We start from the raw sequence: 16917 nt of genomic DNA on the forward strand, positions 1-16917 counted from the left end.
CTTTTCGTCAATGCAGTGCTTGCTGCACGGGGATGCTGTTTTTTCTCAGATGGGAATCTCGACCAGCACCGCGGTGCCGCCGCTCTCGCACTGGCGGACCTGCGCGCGCCCGCCGAGGGCCGTGGCGCGTTCGGTGATGGAATGGGGACGGAACTGCGTGAAGCTCTCCTCGCAGGCCTCGTTCTCGATGCTCAGCTGCAGCCGCCCGTTCCTGCAGGCGATGTGGACGCTGCCGTGGCGTGCCTGGGTGTGCTTGCAGATGTTGTTGAGGCCTTCGCCGACCATCTGCAGGACTTCCGCGCTCACCCGGTCGTCCAGCTGGAGCGGGCCGTCGACGGCCACGGCGATGTCGATGCCGTAGAGCCCCTTGATCCGCGCAGCCTGGCGGTGCAACTGGGGCAGCACCAGGCCGCAGGAGTTGTTCGCGCCTTGCCGGACCTCGCCGGCATAGCGGCGCAGGTCGGCGATGACGCCCTCGGCCACGCTCGCGAGCTTGTCGAGGTCTTCGCTCAGAGGGTTGTCGGCGGCCGCCTTCCTGCGCAGCGCGCACAGGCCCATGCGCAGGCCGATGTACGGCTGCACCGCCGTGTCGTGCAGGTCGAGCGCGAACTTCAGGCGTTCGGCCGAAGCGGCCTCGGAGGCCATCCGGTCGAGCACCTCGATGGTCTCGATGGTCGGGAAGATCTGCTCCATGAGGTGCGAGAGGAACAGGGCGTCGGACTTGTTGAAGAGTCCGTCGCGCGAAGACACGAAGACCCGGCCCTCTCCCAGCCGCATCGGCAGCGGGGCGCTGATGAAGGCGCGGGCTTCGAGCATGTCTGCGATGGCCTCGCAACGCTGGGCGCCGTCCTCGTCCTCCGGACGCCAGCCGTCCTCACCGGCTTCGAAGGCATGGCTCTGGGCGTAGAGCTGGCTCAGGGGCCAGGGCAGGTGATTGCTGAGCACGGTGCAGTCGGCCGGCAGCGTCATCAGCGGGGACTCGGCGATGCGGCCGATCGTCTCCACGCTGACGTGCTCGCAGGTGTCGTCCTTGCGCAGCGTACGCAGGGTCCAGTTGCCGGTGGAGGTGTCTCGCGTGAGCAGGATGCAGTGGCTCGCCCTGAAGAAAGCCAGCGTCTTCTCCATCGTGCGGGCGATTGTGCGGCCGGCGCCGAAGCGCGGGTTCGACAGCTGGCTGACGTCGCCAAGCAGGGCCAGGCGCCGTTGCAGGCTGAGCTTCGAGCCGCCCCAGTGCACGATCATGTGCCCCAGCGCAAGCAGGAAGGTGCTGCGCATCAGCAGTTGCGGTGCTTCGTCACCGGTGCTGGTGGCAAGGCCGCAGGCGGCGAACGAGGCGACCGAGGCGACCGTGACCCGGGCGCCTTCCTCGAAACCCCAGCGGAACGAGGAGGTGAGGATCGCGAAGAAGTAGAAGAGGAAGAAGAGGCTCTGTACGCCGTCGGTCACGAAGATGATCAGCGTGAACCACAGCACGTCGGACCAGTGGATGACCTTGCCCCGGAAGTACGGGCGGCCCATGCGCGTGCACGCATAGACCAGCAGGCTGTGCAGGACGTACCCTGAAAAGGCCAGCCAGACGGCGCTCTGGATCTGCTGGCGGTACTCCCCGGCGTCAACGACAACGGCCAGCAGTGCCGAAACCGACAGCACCAGCCGCATGCGAGCCACCATGAGCGCATCCGCGCCGACACTCGCGTCGACGTCGGGGGCAGTGGAGCGGGCCAGCATGGGGAAGATTCCTTGGCATGAGGCGTGTCACGCCAGGCCGACCAGGCGGAGGTGGGAGGGGCGGCTCGACGGTGTCATTTTGGAATACTTTCTTCGCACCTGAAAGCAACGTATGTGAAGGTTTCACATTACTACTTTGGTAGTCGAAAACAATGGGGGCGACCGCATCTGACCACCTTGTGACGTTTGTTGCATTGAGTAACATATCTTGGGTTTGCACCGCTACCGAGGGCGTTTGTCGAGGGGCGGCCATCCTTCAGTCGGGGCGACGCGCGAGATTTGCGGGTACCCGGTCAGTGCGATGCCGCAAGGCCGTTGCCGTGCTACCGGAGTTACACCCGCCGCCCGACGAGCGCCGTGCGGCCCAGAGGTGTAACTCGCAGGACGACCGCCTGCCTGAACTTCTGCTGGGCCTGGCGGGCTCGGCAGGGCGGAGGAAGCGTGGCTTCGACCATACCGGCCGCGTTCAGGACGGCCACGGAATTGATCCCGGCCGGGTCGTCGATGCGAAGCGGAAAGACCGAGTTGCCGATCTTGCGCAGGTAGTCGAGCGGCATGACCGGCCACTCCTGCTCGTCGGAAGCGGCCGCGGCATGGCCGCTTCTCAGGCTGGCGATCTCCGCGTGACCCTCATCGGTGATGGCGAACACCACGGCGCTCTCGTACTGCTGGTAACCGAAGTGATCGAGATGGAATTCGGCTTCGACGAGCCCGGTCGCCAGCAGGACCGAGGCATTCCTGATGTCCGGGTCGGAAGTCAGCGTGACCGGAAACTTCTCATGAAGAAGCTGGAGGAGGAGGTTGAGCGGCATACATGCTCCTATCTGCACCGTATGTGCACGTCGAGCCCGTGGGGGAGGAGAAACCAGCTGAAAATGCCGCCGGGGCCCCGGGTTCGCATCACCTCCTGGACGCCGCTTCAAGGCGTGTGACGACACTGCGGGCTGAAAGCCGCAGCGGTACGGATCCTGTTCGCCACGAGGTTCGGGAGCCATTTGCGGTTGAAATGTGAATTTTTCACTTTAGTGATTTCGTTGTACATCAACCGCATGCCCTTGTCGAGAGGACATGCTCCGCGAACGAAATTTCCGGGTGGATGGAGAGCGGAACAGGGCGCCCGAGCAATGCGGGCGCCCCCTGTGACGCGCCAGGTCAGGGCGTGAACGTCACCCGCTGAGCGATCAGTACGCCGTCGACCACGCGGTCTCCCACAACGGTCACGCGCCGGCCATTGGCCAGGTCGGAGACGGTGCCATTCTCGAAGAGGACGCCGCTGCCACTGGCGTCGACCGGCTGGCCGCGCACCCTGAAGTCGGCGGCGGAGTGGTATGCCCCGATCGCCCCGATCAGCGTGAACGACGCCGGCCCGCCAGTGCCCGGCACATTGCGGATGCGCAGCTTCTTCACCACCAGCACGCCGCCCGACATGAAACCGTCAACCTCGACCTTCACACCATTACCGAGCGAGTTCGCGGGGCCGCCGGTGATCTGCCCGTTGGTCGCGTCGACAGGCGTGCCCAGCACCTTGAACGAGCCGCGCGAGACGAAGTCGGTGATGACACCCGCCAGCTGGACGGCGATGCCGTCGCTCACCGGAATCGCGTACCAGCCCTGCACGGTCGTCGCGATGAGCACGCCGGCGGCAGGCGCGGCGGTACCCCGGACGCGCACGATGACGCCGTTGGCCAGCGCCGAAGCGTTCATGCCCGAGAAGGCCGTCGTTGCGTAGTCGATCGTCAGTTGGCCGAGCGTGAAGGTCTGGTGCAGCGTGTCGAGGTTCTGCACGGTCCCTGTCACCAGGGGCGCGTTCAGCGTGGGAGCGACCTGGATGCGCGTGGCGCGCAGCGCGCCCGGTGCGCTGGGCAGGCCCCACACCTGGACGATGCTCCCCGCGCGCACGTCCGTCAGCCCGTCCGCATCGCCCCAGACGGTGGCCGAATCGATGCTGACGACGGTACCCATCACCACGAAGCTGCCGGCCGAGGTGTCGATGCCCGAGGCCTCGCCCCGCAGCTCGGCCGCCGACTGGACCTGCGTGGCGACCCCGCTGGTGAAGTTGGCGTCGACCTTGCCGGCGACGCGCGCGCTCATGCCGATCTGCAGTTCGCTGGCGTCCTCGATGGTGAAGGTGGCGCTGTCGGTGTCGTAGCGCAGCCCGTTGAGGATGATGCTGCCCAGGCCGTCCGCCGCGCCGATGCCGGCGGCGTCCGCTGTCACGCCGGTTCCGCCCGAGCCTACGCCGGAGCCGTCGGTGCCGCTGTTGCCGGCGGTGCTCGTTCCGCCGCCCGCGCTACCGGTTCCGCCGCTGCCACCGTTGCCGCCAGTGCTGCCGCCACTGCCCGCCCCGTCAGAGCCCGTTCCCGTTCCCGCAGCGGCATCTCCTCCGGTGCCTGCCACCGCCGCATTCCCCGTTGCAACCCCAAGACCAGCCGACAGGCCGCCGGCGCTGCTGCCGTCGCCTCCGCCACCGCCGCACGACAGCAGCAGCGCAATGAAGCCTGCGGACAGGAGGCCGAGCATGAAACGCCGCCAGGGTGTCTTGATCTTGTTCATGGCGTGGCTCGCTTTCAGTCAGGTGGTCTGGGAGGTGGCGCCGGCACGTTCTCGACGTTCTCGTCCTGGTAGTAGGTGTAGATGCCGACCCTGATGCGCCCCGTCGAGCCGGAGGGGGCGCGGTCGACCGCCTGTGTCATTTCCTGCGCCAGCTCATGGTGCAGGGCGGCCCACCGCTCCCTGACCAGCCGCTGTATCTGCTCGCATTCCTGCAGCGTGAGCCCGCGCGCGTACACCGCGCGCTCGAGCATCCTGGGCTCGTCGCCCAGTGTGTTGGAGACGGCCGCCAGCAGATGGTCGCGGCCGTTGTCGCCCAGGAAGGCGAGCATCGACTGCAGGTCTTCCACCGGCACGAAGCCGTCGGTCGTGAGTTCGACCACGCCTTCTTCCTCGCTCACCATGTTCAGGCGCACCAGCTCGTCGAGGATGGTGCGGTGATGCACGTCGCCGCGGCTGCTCATGCGTGCCACGGCCTCGAAGGAGGGCGTGGCGCTGCCTGCCGTGATGGGCAGGCGCCGGAAGGAGTCATTCTGCGTAAGCATCTGCAACCACAACGTGAAGGTCTTGGCTGCAGCCGACAGCTCGGTGTGGGGCAGGGGGTCGGAAGTGGCCCGTACCTTGGCGGTCACCGCCTTGCGGTTCAGGCCGGTCGTGATGGAAAGCTGGCTCAGGTTGGGCCTGGGCACACCCTGGGCACGCCAGCTCCGCTGCGCCTCCTCGATCAGCAGGTCGCGCAGCAACTCCTCCAGGTGGGGATGCTTGACCCCCATCGCGAGGGCAAGCCTTACCACCGGGCGAAGAATGCGGGCACAAGCAGCGAGGGCCCAATCCAGCCGGCGTTCCATGAAAGCGAGCGCTATTCCATAAGGTACGTTTGAAAAGGGGTCCGCGGCGCCTGCCGCCAACGGACAGTTTGCACACTATTGTCCTGCGCAACAGCGTTCATGTGAAAGCTTTGGACTACTGTTTAAGCCCTAGGCGGCGCACGATCCGTCGGCCGAACGCCTTATGTCGGCCCGAAAGGCGAGGGCGCGCGCCGTGGCCTGCTTGCAACAGCCCCTTCAATCCCGTACGCTGGCCCGGCGTCCACGCACAGCAGCCGGGACCGCCGGGCCGGCCTTCCGGACGCCAAGGAGTCCAGCCATGCCAAGCCGATCGAACGGCCTCGCGGCCGAAATGGAAGCAGTGCGAACGCTGGCGCTCGTCGGCGCCGCCGCCTCGGGCAAGACCTCTCTTGCCGAGGCCCTGCTGCACAAGGCGGGTGCCATAGGGGCCTGCGGGAGCGTCGAGCGGGGCAGCACCGTCAGCGACCACGACCCGCTCGAGCGCCGCATGCAGCACTCGCTCAACGCATCGGTGATGCACCTCACCCATGCCGGCACCCGCATCCACTTCATCGATACGCCCGGGGGCGCCGACTTCCTCGGCCAGAGCCTGCCGGCGCTGGAGGCGGTCGAGACGGCGGCGGTGGTCATCAACGCTGCCACCGGCATCGAGCCGATGACGGTGCGCATGATGGAGTACGCGGCCTCGCGCCACCTCGCCCGCATGATCATCGTCAACAAGATCGACTCGCAGGGCGTCTCGCTGGCGGGCCTGCTGGCCGACATCCAGGCCGCATTCGGCCGCGAATGCCTGCCGCTGAACCTGCCCGACGGCGTGGGCAGGCAGGTGGTGGACTGCTTCTTCAACCGCTTCGGGCAGTCCGACTTCGGCCCCGTCGAAGCGGCGCACCGCGCGCTGGTGGAGCAGGTGGTCGAGGTCGACGCGGCCTTCGTCGACCGCTACCTCGAGGAGGGCGACGTGAGTCCGTCCGAGCTGCACGCGCCGCTCGAGCAGGCGCTGCGCGAAGGCCACCTGATCCCGGTGTGCTTCGTCTCGTCGCGCAGCGGCGCCGGCGTGGCCGAGCTGCTGGACGTGATCGTCAAGCTCCTGCCCGACCCGACCGAAGCCAACCCGCCGGATTTCCTCGTCGGCGAGGGCGCGGAGGCGAAGCCCATGCAGGCCAGGCCCGACCCGGCGCTGCACGTGCTGGCGCACGTGTTCAAGGTCACGATCGACCCCTATGTCGGCAAGATGGGCATCTTCCGCGTGCACCAGGGCACGGTCACGCGCGACAGCCAGCTCTACATCGGCGACGGCCGCAAGCCCTTCAAGGTGGGCCACCTGTTCATGCTCCAGGGCAAGGACCACGTGGAGGTATCGCGCGCCGTGCCCGGCGACATCGTCGCGGTGGCCAAGGTCGAGGAGGTCCATTTCGACGCCGTGCTGCACGACGCCGCGGAAGACAGCCACGTCCATCTCGCGCCGCTGGCGTTCCCGGTGCCGGTGCACGGCCTGGCCGTGGAGCCCAAGCGCCGTGGAGACGAGCAGCGCGCCTGGGAGATCCTCGGCAAGCTCGCGGCCGAAGACCCGTGCCTGCGCATCGAGCACGTGGTCGCGACCAACGAGACGGTGCTCTACGGGCTGGGCGAGCTTCACCTGCGCATCGTGCTCGAGCGCCTGCGCGAGGTGTACCGCTTCGAGGTCCAGACGCGCCCGCCGCGCATTGCCTACCGCGAGACCGTGACCGCGCCCGCGCAGGGCCACCACCGCCACAAGAAGCAGACAGGCGGCGCGGGCCAGTTCGGCGAGGTCTTCCTGCGCATCGAGCCGCTGGCGCGCGGCGCAGGCTTCCAGTTCGACGACGAAGTCAGGGGTGGCGCGATACCGAACCAGTTCATTCCCGCGGTCGAGAAGGGCGTGCGCGAGGTGCTGGTGTGCGGCGCGATCGCCGGCTACCCCGTGGTCGATGTCCGCGTCGTCGTGCACGACGGCAAGCACCACAGCGTCGACAGCAAGGACATCGCCTTCGCGACCGCCGGCCGCAAGGCCTTCATGGCCGCGATCCGCGAGGCCCGGCCCGTCGTGCTGGAGCCGATCGTGCAGATCGAGATCGACGTGCCCGAGCATGCCGTGGGCGACGTCACCAGCGACCTGTCGTCGCGGCGCGGGCTGGTGACCGGAACATCCACCCTGGGCGCCGGCACCGTGGCCGTCGGCGGGCAGGTGCCGATGGCCGAGCTGGCCAACTACCAATCGCGGCTCAATGCCATGACCAGCGGCCAGGGGCGCTACACCATCGCGCTGTCGCACTACGAGGCCGTGCCGCCGAGCGTCCAGCAGACGCTGACGGACCAGTACCGGGTGCGCGACGAGGACTAGGGCGGCGGTCTTCCCGATCACGCGCTCGCCTCCGGCTACTGCCCCGAAATGGTCGTTCCGTGCTGCAGCCGCGGCGGCAGCCGGTCGTCGAGCCAGTCCATGCGCCACGCCAGCACCACGCCCATGCCGACGATGCAGACCGCGGCCAGCACGCCCGCAAGGCCGTGCCGCTCGCGGTAAGGATCGGCGGCGATGCGCTTCGCGCCCGGCGGCACGCGCGCGGTCTGCGACAGCAGCCCGCCGAGCCGCACGTTCACCTTCATGCGCCCGTTGATGGCCCATCCGCTGGCATCGAGGATCGGCCCCAGGCTGCGCTGGCGCAGCTTCAGCCAGGCGATCAGCATGCTCGGCCCCGAGATCGCGATCACGATGCCGGCGAGCGCCACCGGTATCCACTGCCCCAGGTCGATGAACTTGCCGAAGATGCCGACCAGCACCGCGCTGATGCTGCCCAGCGCCACGCCGATGGCAGCCACTGTGCCGACGTCGATGCGGCTTGCGGCCGGCGTCACGCCAGGCCGCGCCGGCGGTTTCGAGGCGTCCGGGGCCGCTGCCTGATCCGCCGTGGCGACCCGGCCCGCCAGCGACTGCAACGCGCTCTGCGAACCGGCCTCGCTCGCCGCCGCGCGCTTGGCCACCTGTTCCTCGACCAGGCGAACGAACTTCTTGTACGGCGCGAAGAAGGCCTGCGCGACGCTGGTGGGGTTCTCGATGAGCTTGGTGATGGTGGCATCCCAGTCGCGGCCCTGGCGGTCGTAGAACACGCCGTTGCGCCCGGCGAAGAGAAAGTCGACGTCGCCCGCCGTGAAGGCCGCGACGATGCTCATCTTCTGCCCCTGGCGCGTGCAGTCGCAGTACGCGAGGCAGGTCTTGGCCAGCCCTGCCAGCGCCGCGTGCCGGGCCGTGTCCTGCACCTGCACCGTGAGCTCGCAGCTGCGCCCGTCGAGGTAGAGCGTGCCGGCCTGGAAGATGGCGCCTTCGCGCTGGTAGAACGCCTTGAAGGACACGAAGTTGTGGAGCAGCACCCGCAGGTCGCGCTGCAGGCGCAGGAGCTTCTCGAGGTCGACCAGCAGCCGGTTGTGGTGCTCGGCCGCCTCGTCTTCGGCGATGAGCGCGAACAGTGCGTCGCGTGTCGCGAGCAGCGCGGTGACGCGATCGCGCGAAAGGCCGGCCAGTGCATTGGCCGGGCGTGCCTCTATCCAGGCTTCGCAGGGCGCCAGCCGGCGGCGCAGCACCTGCCATTGCTCTTCCTCCAGCGCATCGCGTTCGCCCAGCAGCGAGGCCACCGCATCGCGCGCGAACACGGCCATCGCATCGGTCCAGGCAGGGTTCAGGCTGGTGCCGTGCAGCGGCAGCGAACGGCTGGGCGTGACGGGTGCCAGCGGCAGCTCGGCGATCGGCGGCGCGCCCACGTCGAGCGTATGGCTCGATAGCGCGTCGTAGGCATCGGCCGATGGGTTGAGCGCCGCCACCGCCTGCACGTCGTAGGCGGCCACGCGGCAGCGCGCGAAGAAGTCATCGACCTTGGCCGCGACTGCCCGCATGGACTCGGTCGCGGCCAGGGTGCGCTCGCCCAAAGGAAGCAGCGCTTCCTCGTCGCCCTTGGCGTACCAATCGTGGACCGCCTTCGCTTCAGCCATGAAGGCCTCGGCACGCGCGCGGTCGAGGCCGGGCCTGCTCTCGTGGCGGTCGGGCGTGCTGCCGTGGGTGCGCATCGCTTCCTCGATGGTCGCGCGCAGCCCGTCGTCGCCGGCCGTTTCGGGCGTGACCACTCCGTCGCCGTTGAAGCGCATCGACGCCAGCCACTCGCCGCGATCGGAAATGTCGGCGAGCGTCAGCGTGTTCGCATCCTTCTTGCCGAGCAGGTCGAGGATGCGCCGGCCCTCCCTGGCAAGGTCCGAGCCCGGAGAGCCTGTGTTGTCGAGGTCGTCGAGAGACAGCGCGCCGCCGCCCGCGAGCAGCACGTCGGCGCTGCGCAGCCGCTCGCAGGCCCACTGACAGGCCGCGATGACCTCCGGCGGGCGCACGCGGCCGTCGCCGTCGGAGTCGATCAGGTCGAGCGTGCGCGGGTCGAAGTCGATGCCGCGCGTGGGGCAGGCGAGCGCAACCCAGAGCTTCTGGTCGAGTTCGGCGATGCGGGCGATGTCTTCTCCGCTGCGGAACACCACCTGGTCCACGCCGCCCGCGCGGATGAACTGCCAGCTGTGCGGCTGCCGGGGCGGCGTCTCGGTCTCGGTGCCGGGCACGCCGGCGGGGATTGCAGGGGTGGTGGAGGCTGTCGTCACTAGGTTGATTTCCTGCGGTGCGGCGTGCTTGCGTGCGTACAACGAACGTGCAACGCGGTTTCTTCGTATGGGGCAGAGCCTAGATCGCGCGCGCCGAATGCATTGAGGACAGACGGCGCGCTGCGCTGTCGGTCTATGCCGACATCGCCAGGCGCACTCAGATGCCTTGGTTATGGCCTTATCGAGAACGCTTCATTGGTGACAGGCCCGTGAGTGGGCCGCCGCGCTGTTCGCCGTGTGGGCTGGACCGCGGCTCGGGCGTCTGCGGGTTCCGTTCGCGGCGAGGGCAGGGAGGCGTGAAGGAGGTCTGAAGAAAGAAAGCGAGGGTCGAAGTGCGAATTTCGAGCTTTGGATGCGAGTGGCGCCATCACAGAATTTCAGAGCGTTCCTGTTCTTCTTTTTCCTTTCTTTCCTTCAACCTTCCATCGCTTTCACCGCCATGACCATTCCCAACACAGACCGCCTGGTTCCGCCCGCTCTCTCGGTGCTGCGCATCGTCTCGGCCTACCTGCTGATCCTGCACGGCTCGGCGAAGCTGTTCGGCTTTCCGCACGTGGCCTTCTTCGACAACCTGCAGCTCGTCTCGCTGCTGGGGGCGGCGGGCGTGCTGGAGTTCTTCGGCGGCATCCTGCTGCTGATCGGGCTGTTCACGCGCCCGGTCGCCTTCGTGCTGTCGGGGCTGGCGGCCTTCGCGTACTTCATCGGTCATGCATCCAAGGGCTTCGTGCTGGCTCCTTCGCTCAACCAGGGCGAGGCCGCGGTGCTGTTCTCGTTCGTCCTCCTGTTCATCGCCGCAGCCGGCGCGGGCCCCTGGAGCATCGATGCCTGGCGACGTCGTGCGCCGGTGGCCGGCGCCTCTGCCGCAGCGGCATAGGCTCGCAGCCCAAAGAACAAAAACGGATCAACGTATGCGGATTCCGTGCTTCGCTTTTCGTGGCCACGCCTGAAGAATGGGGTGTCTTGCCTTCGAGGTGAGTGTCTCCTCGTCGTACCCGAAGCGACGTTCAACGGGCCCTTCGGGGCCCGTTTTTTTGCGCGCGGGTGCATCGTGAATTCATGCAACAGCTTCACAACGAAAAGCACCGCACATGAGCTCTTCATCCTCCCTCGCGAACGCCGCGAACCCTGACCACGCCGCGCAGGAAGCGCTGCGCCTGCTCGGCCCCGCGCCAGCCAACTGGGTGCCGGCCCATGCGGGCATCGACCACAACGTGCTCGTCGTCGGTGGCGGCCAGACCGGCAGTGCCTTCGCCTTCGCGCTGCAGCGCGCTGGCATTGGCGGCGTGAGCGTCATCGATGCCGCCGCCGGGACCTCGCAGGCCGGCGTGTGGCTCACGCGGGCGCGCATGCACAAGCTGCGCACGCTGAAGAACCTTGTCGGTCCCGAGGGGCCGGTCACGGCGCTGGGCTTCCAGGCCTGGTACGAGGCGCGGCACGGCCAGGAGGCGTATGCCGCCATCGACCGCATTCCGCGCACGGCCTGGGCCGAGTACCTGGACTGGTTCCGGGGCATCACGGGCACCTCGGTGCGCTACGGGACGCGGCTGGTCCGCTTCGAGCCGGTGGAGAGTGGGGCGGTGCCGCACTTCCGGCTGCATCTCGAAGTGAACGGCGAGCCGCGCATCGAGACCGCGCGCAAGCTGATCTTCGCGAACGGCGTGGCCGGCAGCGGCGCGCCTTTCATTCCCGACCTGCTGGCATCGGCCGTGAGCCAGGGCCTCGCGGCCCACACAGGCCATGCGATCGACTTCGGGGCGCTCGCCGGCAAGACGGTGGCCGTGATCGGTGCCGCCGCATCGGCCTTCGACGCGGCAGCGGTCGCCCTCGAAAGCGGCGCGGCAGCCGTGCACCTGTTCGCCCGCCGCGACCGGCTGGCGGCCACGCCCGTGGCACGCGTGCGCGGCTATCCGGGCCTCTACGACAACTACCTCGCGCTGCCCGATGCCACGCGCTGGCACCATGCGGCGCGCTATCGCCGCCTGGGCACCACGCCGCCACCGGATTCGGTGCAGCGCGTGCTGAAGTTCCCGCATTTCCACCTGCACCTGTCCTCGCCCTGGCAGGGCGCGGAAGTGCGCGACGGCAAGGTGGTCGCTTCGGTGAACGACGAGAGCTTCCGCTTCGACTTCGCCATCGCCGGCACGGGCTACACGCACGAGCTCTCGCAGCGGCCCGAACTGGCCGGCATCGCCGACCTGGTGCTGCGCTGGCGCGACCGCTTCGAGCCGCCCGCGCACGAGCGCGACGATGAACTCGGTGCGGCGCCGTACCTGGGCGCGGGACTCGAACTCCTGGAGAAGACGCCCGGCACCGCGCCCTGGCTGCGCGACATCCACATCTACAACCCGGGCGGCTTCGCCAGCACCGGCCTGCCGCTGGGCGACGTGCCGAGCATCCGCGGCTATGTGCCCGCGGTGGTGCGTCGCATCAGCGAAGACCTGCTGCTGGCCGACTTCGCCCTGCACGAGGAACGCACGCGCGCGGAGGTGCCGCCGGACTTCGACGAATCGCTCTACGCCAGCGCGATCTGGCAGGCCGGCGCGAGGCAGCGGCTCGCGGCCTGAGGCCCGCCGATGTTCCCGGCTTGCCCGGAGACAACAGGACTGTCGCGCCTCAGAGCGGCGTGACCGGCTGGCGTGCCGAGCGGCGCAGCTCCTGCATCAGCGCCCGGGCTTCGACGCCGGGCTGCCATTCCTCGCGGTACACGAAGTAGCTCGTGGCCGGTGCCAGGTCGCGCGGGCGGTAGGCCTGCAACTGGTAGGACTGCGCCTGGTTCTCCACCAGCCTGCGCGGCACCACCGCAATGCCCATGCCCGCCGCCGCGCAGCCCAGCACCGCTCCATAGGTGCTGAACGACAGCACCCGGGCGCAGGCGATGCGCCGCGATTCGAGCCAGCGCTGCGCCATGGTGCGATAGGGGCAGCCTTCGCGGAAGGCGATCAGCGTCGGCGCATACACGGGCGCCTGCGCCAGCAGTTCCGCCGGGTCTTCCTGCGCCACCACCACGAGCGGCTCGTCGAAGCCCGCCTCGTAGATCAGGCCCGCACGTTCGTTCACGCGCGCGGTCACCGCGAGGTCAAGCCGGTGCTGCAGCAGCATCTGCGACAGCGCGGGCTCGGCTTCCACCTCCAGCTGGAGCTCGAGTTCGGGGAAGGCCTGCCGCATGGCGGCCAGTGCGTGCGGCAGGTGCATGGCGGCGGTGCTTTCCATGGTGCCCACGCGCAGGCGCTGCACCGCGGGGGCCTCGGCGCGTGCGTTGGCTGCCGCTTCGTCGATGAGATCGAGGATGCGCGTCACGTAGGGCAGGTAGCGCTCCCCGGCCTCGCTGAGCTGCAGCCGCTTGCCCTGGCGGTTGAACAGCGGCACGCCCAGGCGCTGTTCCATCTGCTTGAGCCGCGTCGTCACGTTGGACTGGGCGCAGCCGAGCACGTTGGCCGCCTTCAGGGCACCGCCTTCGTCCACCACGGCCTTGAAGGTTTCGAGCAATACACGGTCCATGGGTGACCTCTTTTCTCCAGATTCAGCGGAAAGTAATAAATCTGATTATCGGATATGAAATATCAAATTGATTCGTTTTTGAGATAAAAAATCGCCAATAGCCTCGCGTCAGCGTCAGCAGACCCAACCGCTGTCCCATCGTGACGCGCCTTGCCGCGCGCCTGTCGACACACTCAAGGAGTTTTCATGTCAGACCAAGGTTCGAGAGCCGAAGTGAGCATCACCGCCAGCGAGGCCGAGCAGATCCGTCAGGTGCTCGGAGACCTCGACTACGACCCGGCAGGGAGTTCGGCCTACATCGGCGAGCTTCGCCGGCGCGTCTATTCCGGTTTTCCGGAACGCCTGGTGCGGCTGCTGGAAGTCATCAAATCGTCCAACAGCGCCGCCTATGCCTACCTGGTGGTCGACAACCTGCCGATCGACTCCGGCGTGAGGGGCAGCCCGCAGTTCGGCGAGACCGGGCGCCAGTTCAAGGACGGCGTGCTCAGCGAGAACCTGCTCGCGGCGCTCGGCGCTGCCATCGGCGAGCCGTACTCGATCTCGCACGAAGGGCTGGAGCTGGTCAACAACCTCACGCCGCACAAGCACACGCGCAACGACTACACCGGCCTGGGCTCCGAGGTGGAGCTCGACTTCCACATCGAGAACGCCGCCCAGGCCTTCATGCCCGAGGGCGACACCTCGCCGCTCGCGCTGCTGCTGCTCGGATTGCGCGCCGCGCCCGAGGGCGAGGGCCGGGGGCCGTTCACGCGGGTGGCCGACGCGCGGCTCGCGCTGGCCCGCCTGAGCGACGAGGACCTGGAGGCGCTCTACGGCCGCAACTTCATCATCCGCGTGCCGTACCGCTGGCGCGGCGCCACGCCCACGCCGCGCGACAACACCGACCTGAGCCCGGTGCTGTCGGGCCCGCTGGAGCTGCCGCGCGTGACCGTGGCCTTCTACCCCGACATGGTGCTGCCGGTGAACCAGCGCGCCAGGACGGCGCTGGAGAACTTCCACCGCGAGGTGAGGGCGGTCTCCGAGGCCATCGACATCAAGCCGGGCCGGCTGGTCTTCGTCAACAACCGCTTCGCGCTGCACTCGCGCGACAGCTTCGTGCCCAGCTTCGACTCCAACGACCGCGCCTATCGCTGGGTGCAGCGCATCATGGTCACGACCAACCTGTGGAACTTCCGCTCCTTCGGCAAGCGGCAGGAGCGGGTGTTCGATCCCTTCCTGCTGCCGCGCGCCAGCGAGCCGGTGCGCTCGCGCAACGCGGATGCGCGCCAACCCGCCTTGAGCGAGCAGGCCTGAGCCGATGCCGGGGCCGTTCGCCGTCCTGACCCGCAACGGCCCGAGCGTGCTGGCCGCCGGCGTCTTCCTGGGCCTGCTCGTGCCGGCGCTCGCGGACGCGGCGCGCCCGCTGATGCCGGTGACCGTGTTCATCTTCGTACTCGGCACCCTGTTGCGCGTCGACCCGGCCACCGTGCTGGCGGTCGCGCGGCGGCCGGCGGTTTCGCTGGCGCTGCCGCTGTGCGCGATCGTCGTGTGCCCCGTCGTCGCGGGCCTGGCGGGCCACGCGCTGGGCCTGCCGCCGGCATGGACCCTGGCACTGGTGCTCGCCTTCTGCGCGCCGCCGGCCAGCGGCACCTCGGCCGTGGCCCGCATGCTGGGGCTGGACGCGGCCGTCGCGCTGGTTGCCACGCTGGCGGCGATGGCGCTGGTGCCGCTCACCGCGCCGCTGCTGGCGCAGTGGTTCGGGCGGGATCCGGGCGTGGCCATCCAGCCTTCGAGCCTCGCGTTGCGGCTGATCCTGCTGGTCGGCACGGCCGAGGGCGCGGCGATCCTCGTGCGCCGGTTCGCGAAGGAGCGCCTCGCGGCCCACGCGGGCGCGATCGACGGCGTCGTGGTGGTCGCGCTGCTGGTCTTCGCCGTCGGCACGATGGCCGGCCTGCAGCGGGCCATCGTGGACCAGCCGGCGCTCGTGATCTCGGCCATTGCGCTGGCGTTCGCCGCCAACGTCGGCGTGCAATGCATCGCCTACCTGCTCACGCCGGGCAGCGTGCGCACCCGCCTGAATGTCGCGCTGCTCATGGGCAACCGCAACGTCGGGCTGCTGTGGGCCGCGCTCGGCGCCGCGGCGACGCCCGCCATCGCGCTGTTCTTCGCCTGCGCGCAGCTGCCGATCTACCTGCTGCCGCGCATCATCCAGAGCCTGGTGCCGCGCCTGGAGGCGCTCAGCGAGCGCCGCAGGAGCGCACGCGAACTGAGGGCGTCGGAATGAGCACCGCAGGCAGCACTTCACTGGCCGAACTCGCACCCGACGAGCGGCGCGCCTCCGGCATCGGCTGGACCCTGGCTGCGACCAGCTTCGGCTTCGTGGTGGTGCAGCTCGACGTGACCATCGTCAACGTGGCGATGCCGCAGATCGGCAAGGACCTCGGTGCCGGCGTGACCGGCCTGCAGTGGATCGTCGACGCCTACACGCTGGCCTTCGCGGCGCTGCTGCTCACGGCCGGCTCTTTTGCCGACCGCTTCGGCAGCCGGCGCGTCTTCAGCGTCGGGCTGGTGCTGTTCGGGCTGGCCTCGCTGGGCTGCGCGGTCGCGCCTTCCATCGGCGTGCTGATCGCGGCGCGCGCGGCGCAGGGCGTCGGCGCGGCGCTGATCCTGCCGACCTCGCTGTCGCTGCTGTCGCATGCCTGCGCGGGCGACGCGGTGGCACGCACGCGCGCCATCGGGTGGTGGAGCGCCATCGGCGGCGTGGTGAGTGCCGCGGGGCCCGTGCTCGGCGGCGCGCTGACGACCGGCCTGGGCTGGCGCTCGATCTTCTTCGTGAACCTGCCGATCTGCGCCCTGGGCCTGTGGGCGGTGCGCCGCTACGTCGCCGAGACGGTTCGCGCGGCGGCCGGCCGGCTGGACGTGGGCGGGCAGCTGCTGGCCATCGTCGCGCTGTTCTTCCTCACCCATGCGGTCATCGAGGGCGGCGTGCTCGGCTGGACCGACTGGACGGTGCTCGCGGGCTTCGCCGTCGCCGCACTGGCCGTCGCCGCCTTCGTGCGCAACGAGGCACGCGTGCCGGCGCCGATGATCCCGCTCGGCATCTTCCGCAGCAGGGCGTTCTCCGCCGCCATCGTGCTCGGCGTGCTGATGAACATCACCTTCTACGGGTCGATCTTCGTGCTGAGCCTGTACTTCCAGCATTCGAAGGGCTACACGCCCACGCAGACCGGCCTTGCCTTGCTGCCCTTCACCGTGATCATGCTGGCGAACCTCGCGAGCGGACGACTGGCCAGGCGCTTCTCGCAGCGCACGCCGGTGATCGCGGGTTTCCTGCTCTCCGCGCTGGCGTTCGCGCTGCTGCACGGCGTGGACGCCGCCACGCCGTACCTGCGCATCCTGCCCAGCCTGCTTCTGCTGGCCATCGGCGCGGGCATCGGCACGCCGGCCCTCACGTCGCTGGTGATCGGCAGCGTGGCCTCGTCGCTGTCGGCCACGGCGTCGGCGATCTTCGGCGCGGCGCGCCAGGTCGGCAGCGCCATCGGCGTGGCCCTGTTCGGGGCATTGCTGGTCGGCTTACCCGCGCAGGTCGCGGCCGGGGCGGTGTTCGCGTTCGACCTGTCGGCCTTCCTGCGGTTGGCCGGTGCGCTGATCGCCGTGCTGTGCCTCTAGG

The 16917-nt window shown here is 68.9% G+C and carries 12 protein-coding genes; 6 read left to right on the forward strand and 6 right to left on the reverse strand.

Features of this window, described 5'->3' with window-relative positions:
- Positions 1 to 45: 45 nt before the first annotated feature.
- The 4 genes from ABL840_RS18555 to ABL840_RS18570 form a co-directional block, all read right to left on the reverse strand.
- On the reverse strand, positions 46 to 1728 hold the full coding sequence (locus tag ABL840_RS18555; RefSeq protein WP_093307140.1) for a sensor histidine kinase: 1683 nt from the start codon (positions 1726 to 1728) through the stop codon (positions 46 to 48).
- Positions 1729 to 2060: 332 nt separating this feature from the next.
- Positions 2061 to 2540: a hypothetical protein gene (locus tag ABL840_RS18560; protein ID WP_093307141.1), complete on the reverse strand. Its 480-nt coding sequence runs from the start codon at positions 2538 to 2540 to the stop codon at positions 2061 to 2063.
- A gap of 340 nt (positions 2541 to 2880) precedes the next feature.
- Positions 2881 to 4281, reverse strand: a complete 1401-nt coding sequence (locus ABL840_RS18565) for a DUF5666 domain-containing protein (protein WP_093307142.1) — start codon at positions 4279 to 4281, stop codon at positions 2881 to 2883.
- A gap of 14 nt (positions 4282 to 4295) precedes the next feature.
- Positions 4296 to 5126, reverse strand: a complete 831-nt coding sequence (locus tag ABL840_RS18570) for a DUF6502 family protein (RefSeq protein WP_093307143.1) — start codon at positions 5124 to 5126, stop codon at positions 4296 to 4298.
- A 298-nt stretch (positions 5127 to 5424) separates the two neighbouring features.
- On the opposite strand from ABL840_RS18570, the gene fusA reads away from it, so the two are divergent.
- Positions 5425 to 7485 carry an elongation factor G gene (gene fusA / locus ABL840_RS18575; RefSeq protein WP_093307144.1) on the forward strand — a complete coding sequence of 687 codons (2061 nt, stop codon included), beginning with the start codon at positions 5425 to 5427 and terminating at the stop codon, positions 7483 to 7485.
- A 35-nt stretch (positions 7486 to 7520) separates the two neighbouring features.
- Here fusA and ABL840_RS18580 read toward each other — a convergent pair whose 3' ends face one another.
- Entirely contained in the window at positions 7521 to 9770 is a 2250-nt protein-coding gene (locus tag ABL840_RS18580; protein ID WP_093307197.1) for a hypothetical protein, read from the reverse strand.
- Between the two features lie 439 nt (positions 9771 to 10209).
- Here ABL840_RS18580 and ABL840_RS18585 point away from each other — a divergent pair, with 439 nt between their 5' ends.
- Together ABL840_RS18585 and ABL840_RS18590 are read left to right on the forward strand one after the other, a co-directional pair.
- A complete protein-coding gene (locus ABL840_RS18585; RefSeq protein WP_093307198.1) occupies positions 10210 to 10644 on the forward strand; it encodes a DoxX family protein in 435 nt (144 codons plus the stop codon).
- Positions 10645 to 10858: 214 nt separating this feature from the next.
- Positions 10859 to 12334, forward strand: a complete 1476-nt coding sequence (locus ABL840_RS18590; RefSeq protein WP_093307145.1) for a SidA/IucD/PvdA family monooxygenase — start codon at positions 10859 to 10861, stop codon at positions 12332 to 12334.
- Between the two features lie 49 nt (positions 12335 to 12383).
- Here ABL840_RS18590 and ABL840_RS18595 read toward each other — a convergent pair whose 3' ends face one another.
- Entirely contained in the window at positions 12384 to 13268 is an 885-nt protein-coding gene (locus ABL840_RS18595) for a LysR family transcriptional regulator (protein WP_093307146.1), read from the reverse strand.
- Positions 13269 to 13454: 186 nt separating this feature from the next.
- Here ABL840_RS18595 and ABL840_RS18600 point away from each other — a divergent pair, with 186 nt between their 5' ends.
- Genes ABL840_RS18600 through ABL840_RS18610 form a run of 3 tightly spaced genes read left to right on the forward strand, consistent with a single transcriptional unit; the run spans position 13455 to position 16916 of the window.
- A complete protein-coding gene (locus ABL840_RS18600) occupies positions 13455 to 14561 on the forward strand; it encodes a TauD/TfdA family dioxygenase (protein ID WP_093307147.1) in 1107 nt (368 codons plus the stop codon).
- A 4-nt stretch (positions 14562 to 14565) separates the two neighbouring features.
- Complete coding sequence (locus ABL840_RS18605) at positions 14566 to 15531, forward strand: hypothetical protein (protein WP_093307148.1); 966 nt, start codon at positions 14566 to 14568, stop codon at positions 15529 to 15531.
- Complete coding sequence (locus ABL840_RS18610; RefSeq protein ID WP_093307149.1) at positions 15528 to 16916, forward strand: MFS transporter; 1389 nt, start codon at positions 15528 to 15530, stop codon at positions 16914 to 16916. The genes ABL840_RS18605 and ABL840_RS18610 overlap by 4 nt, the downstream gene beginning before the upstream one ends.
- The last annotated feature ends 1 nt before the right edge of the window (position 16917 follow it).

The organism is Variovorax sp. NFACC27, assembly GCF_048301545.1.
GTDB classification, from domain to species: Bacteria; Pseudomonadota; Gammaproteobacteria; order Burkholderiales; family Burkholderiaceae_C; genus Variovorax; species Variovorax gossypii.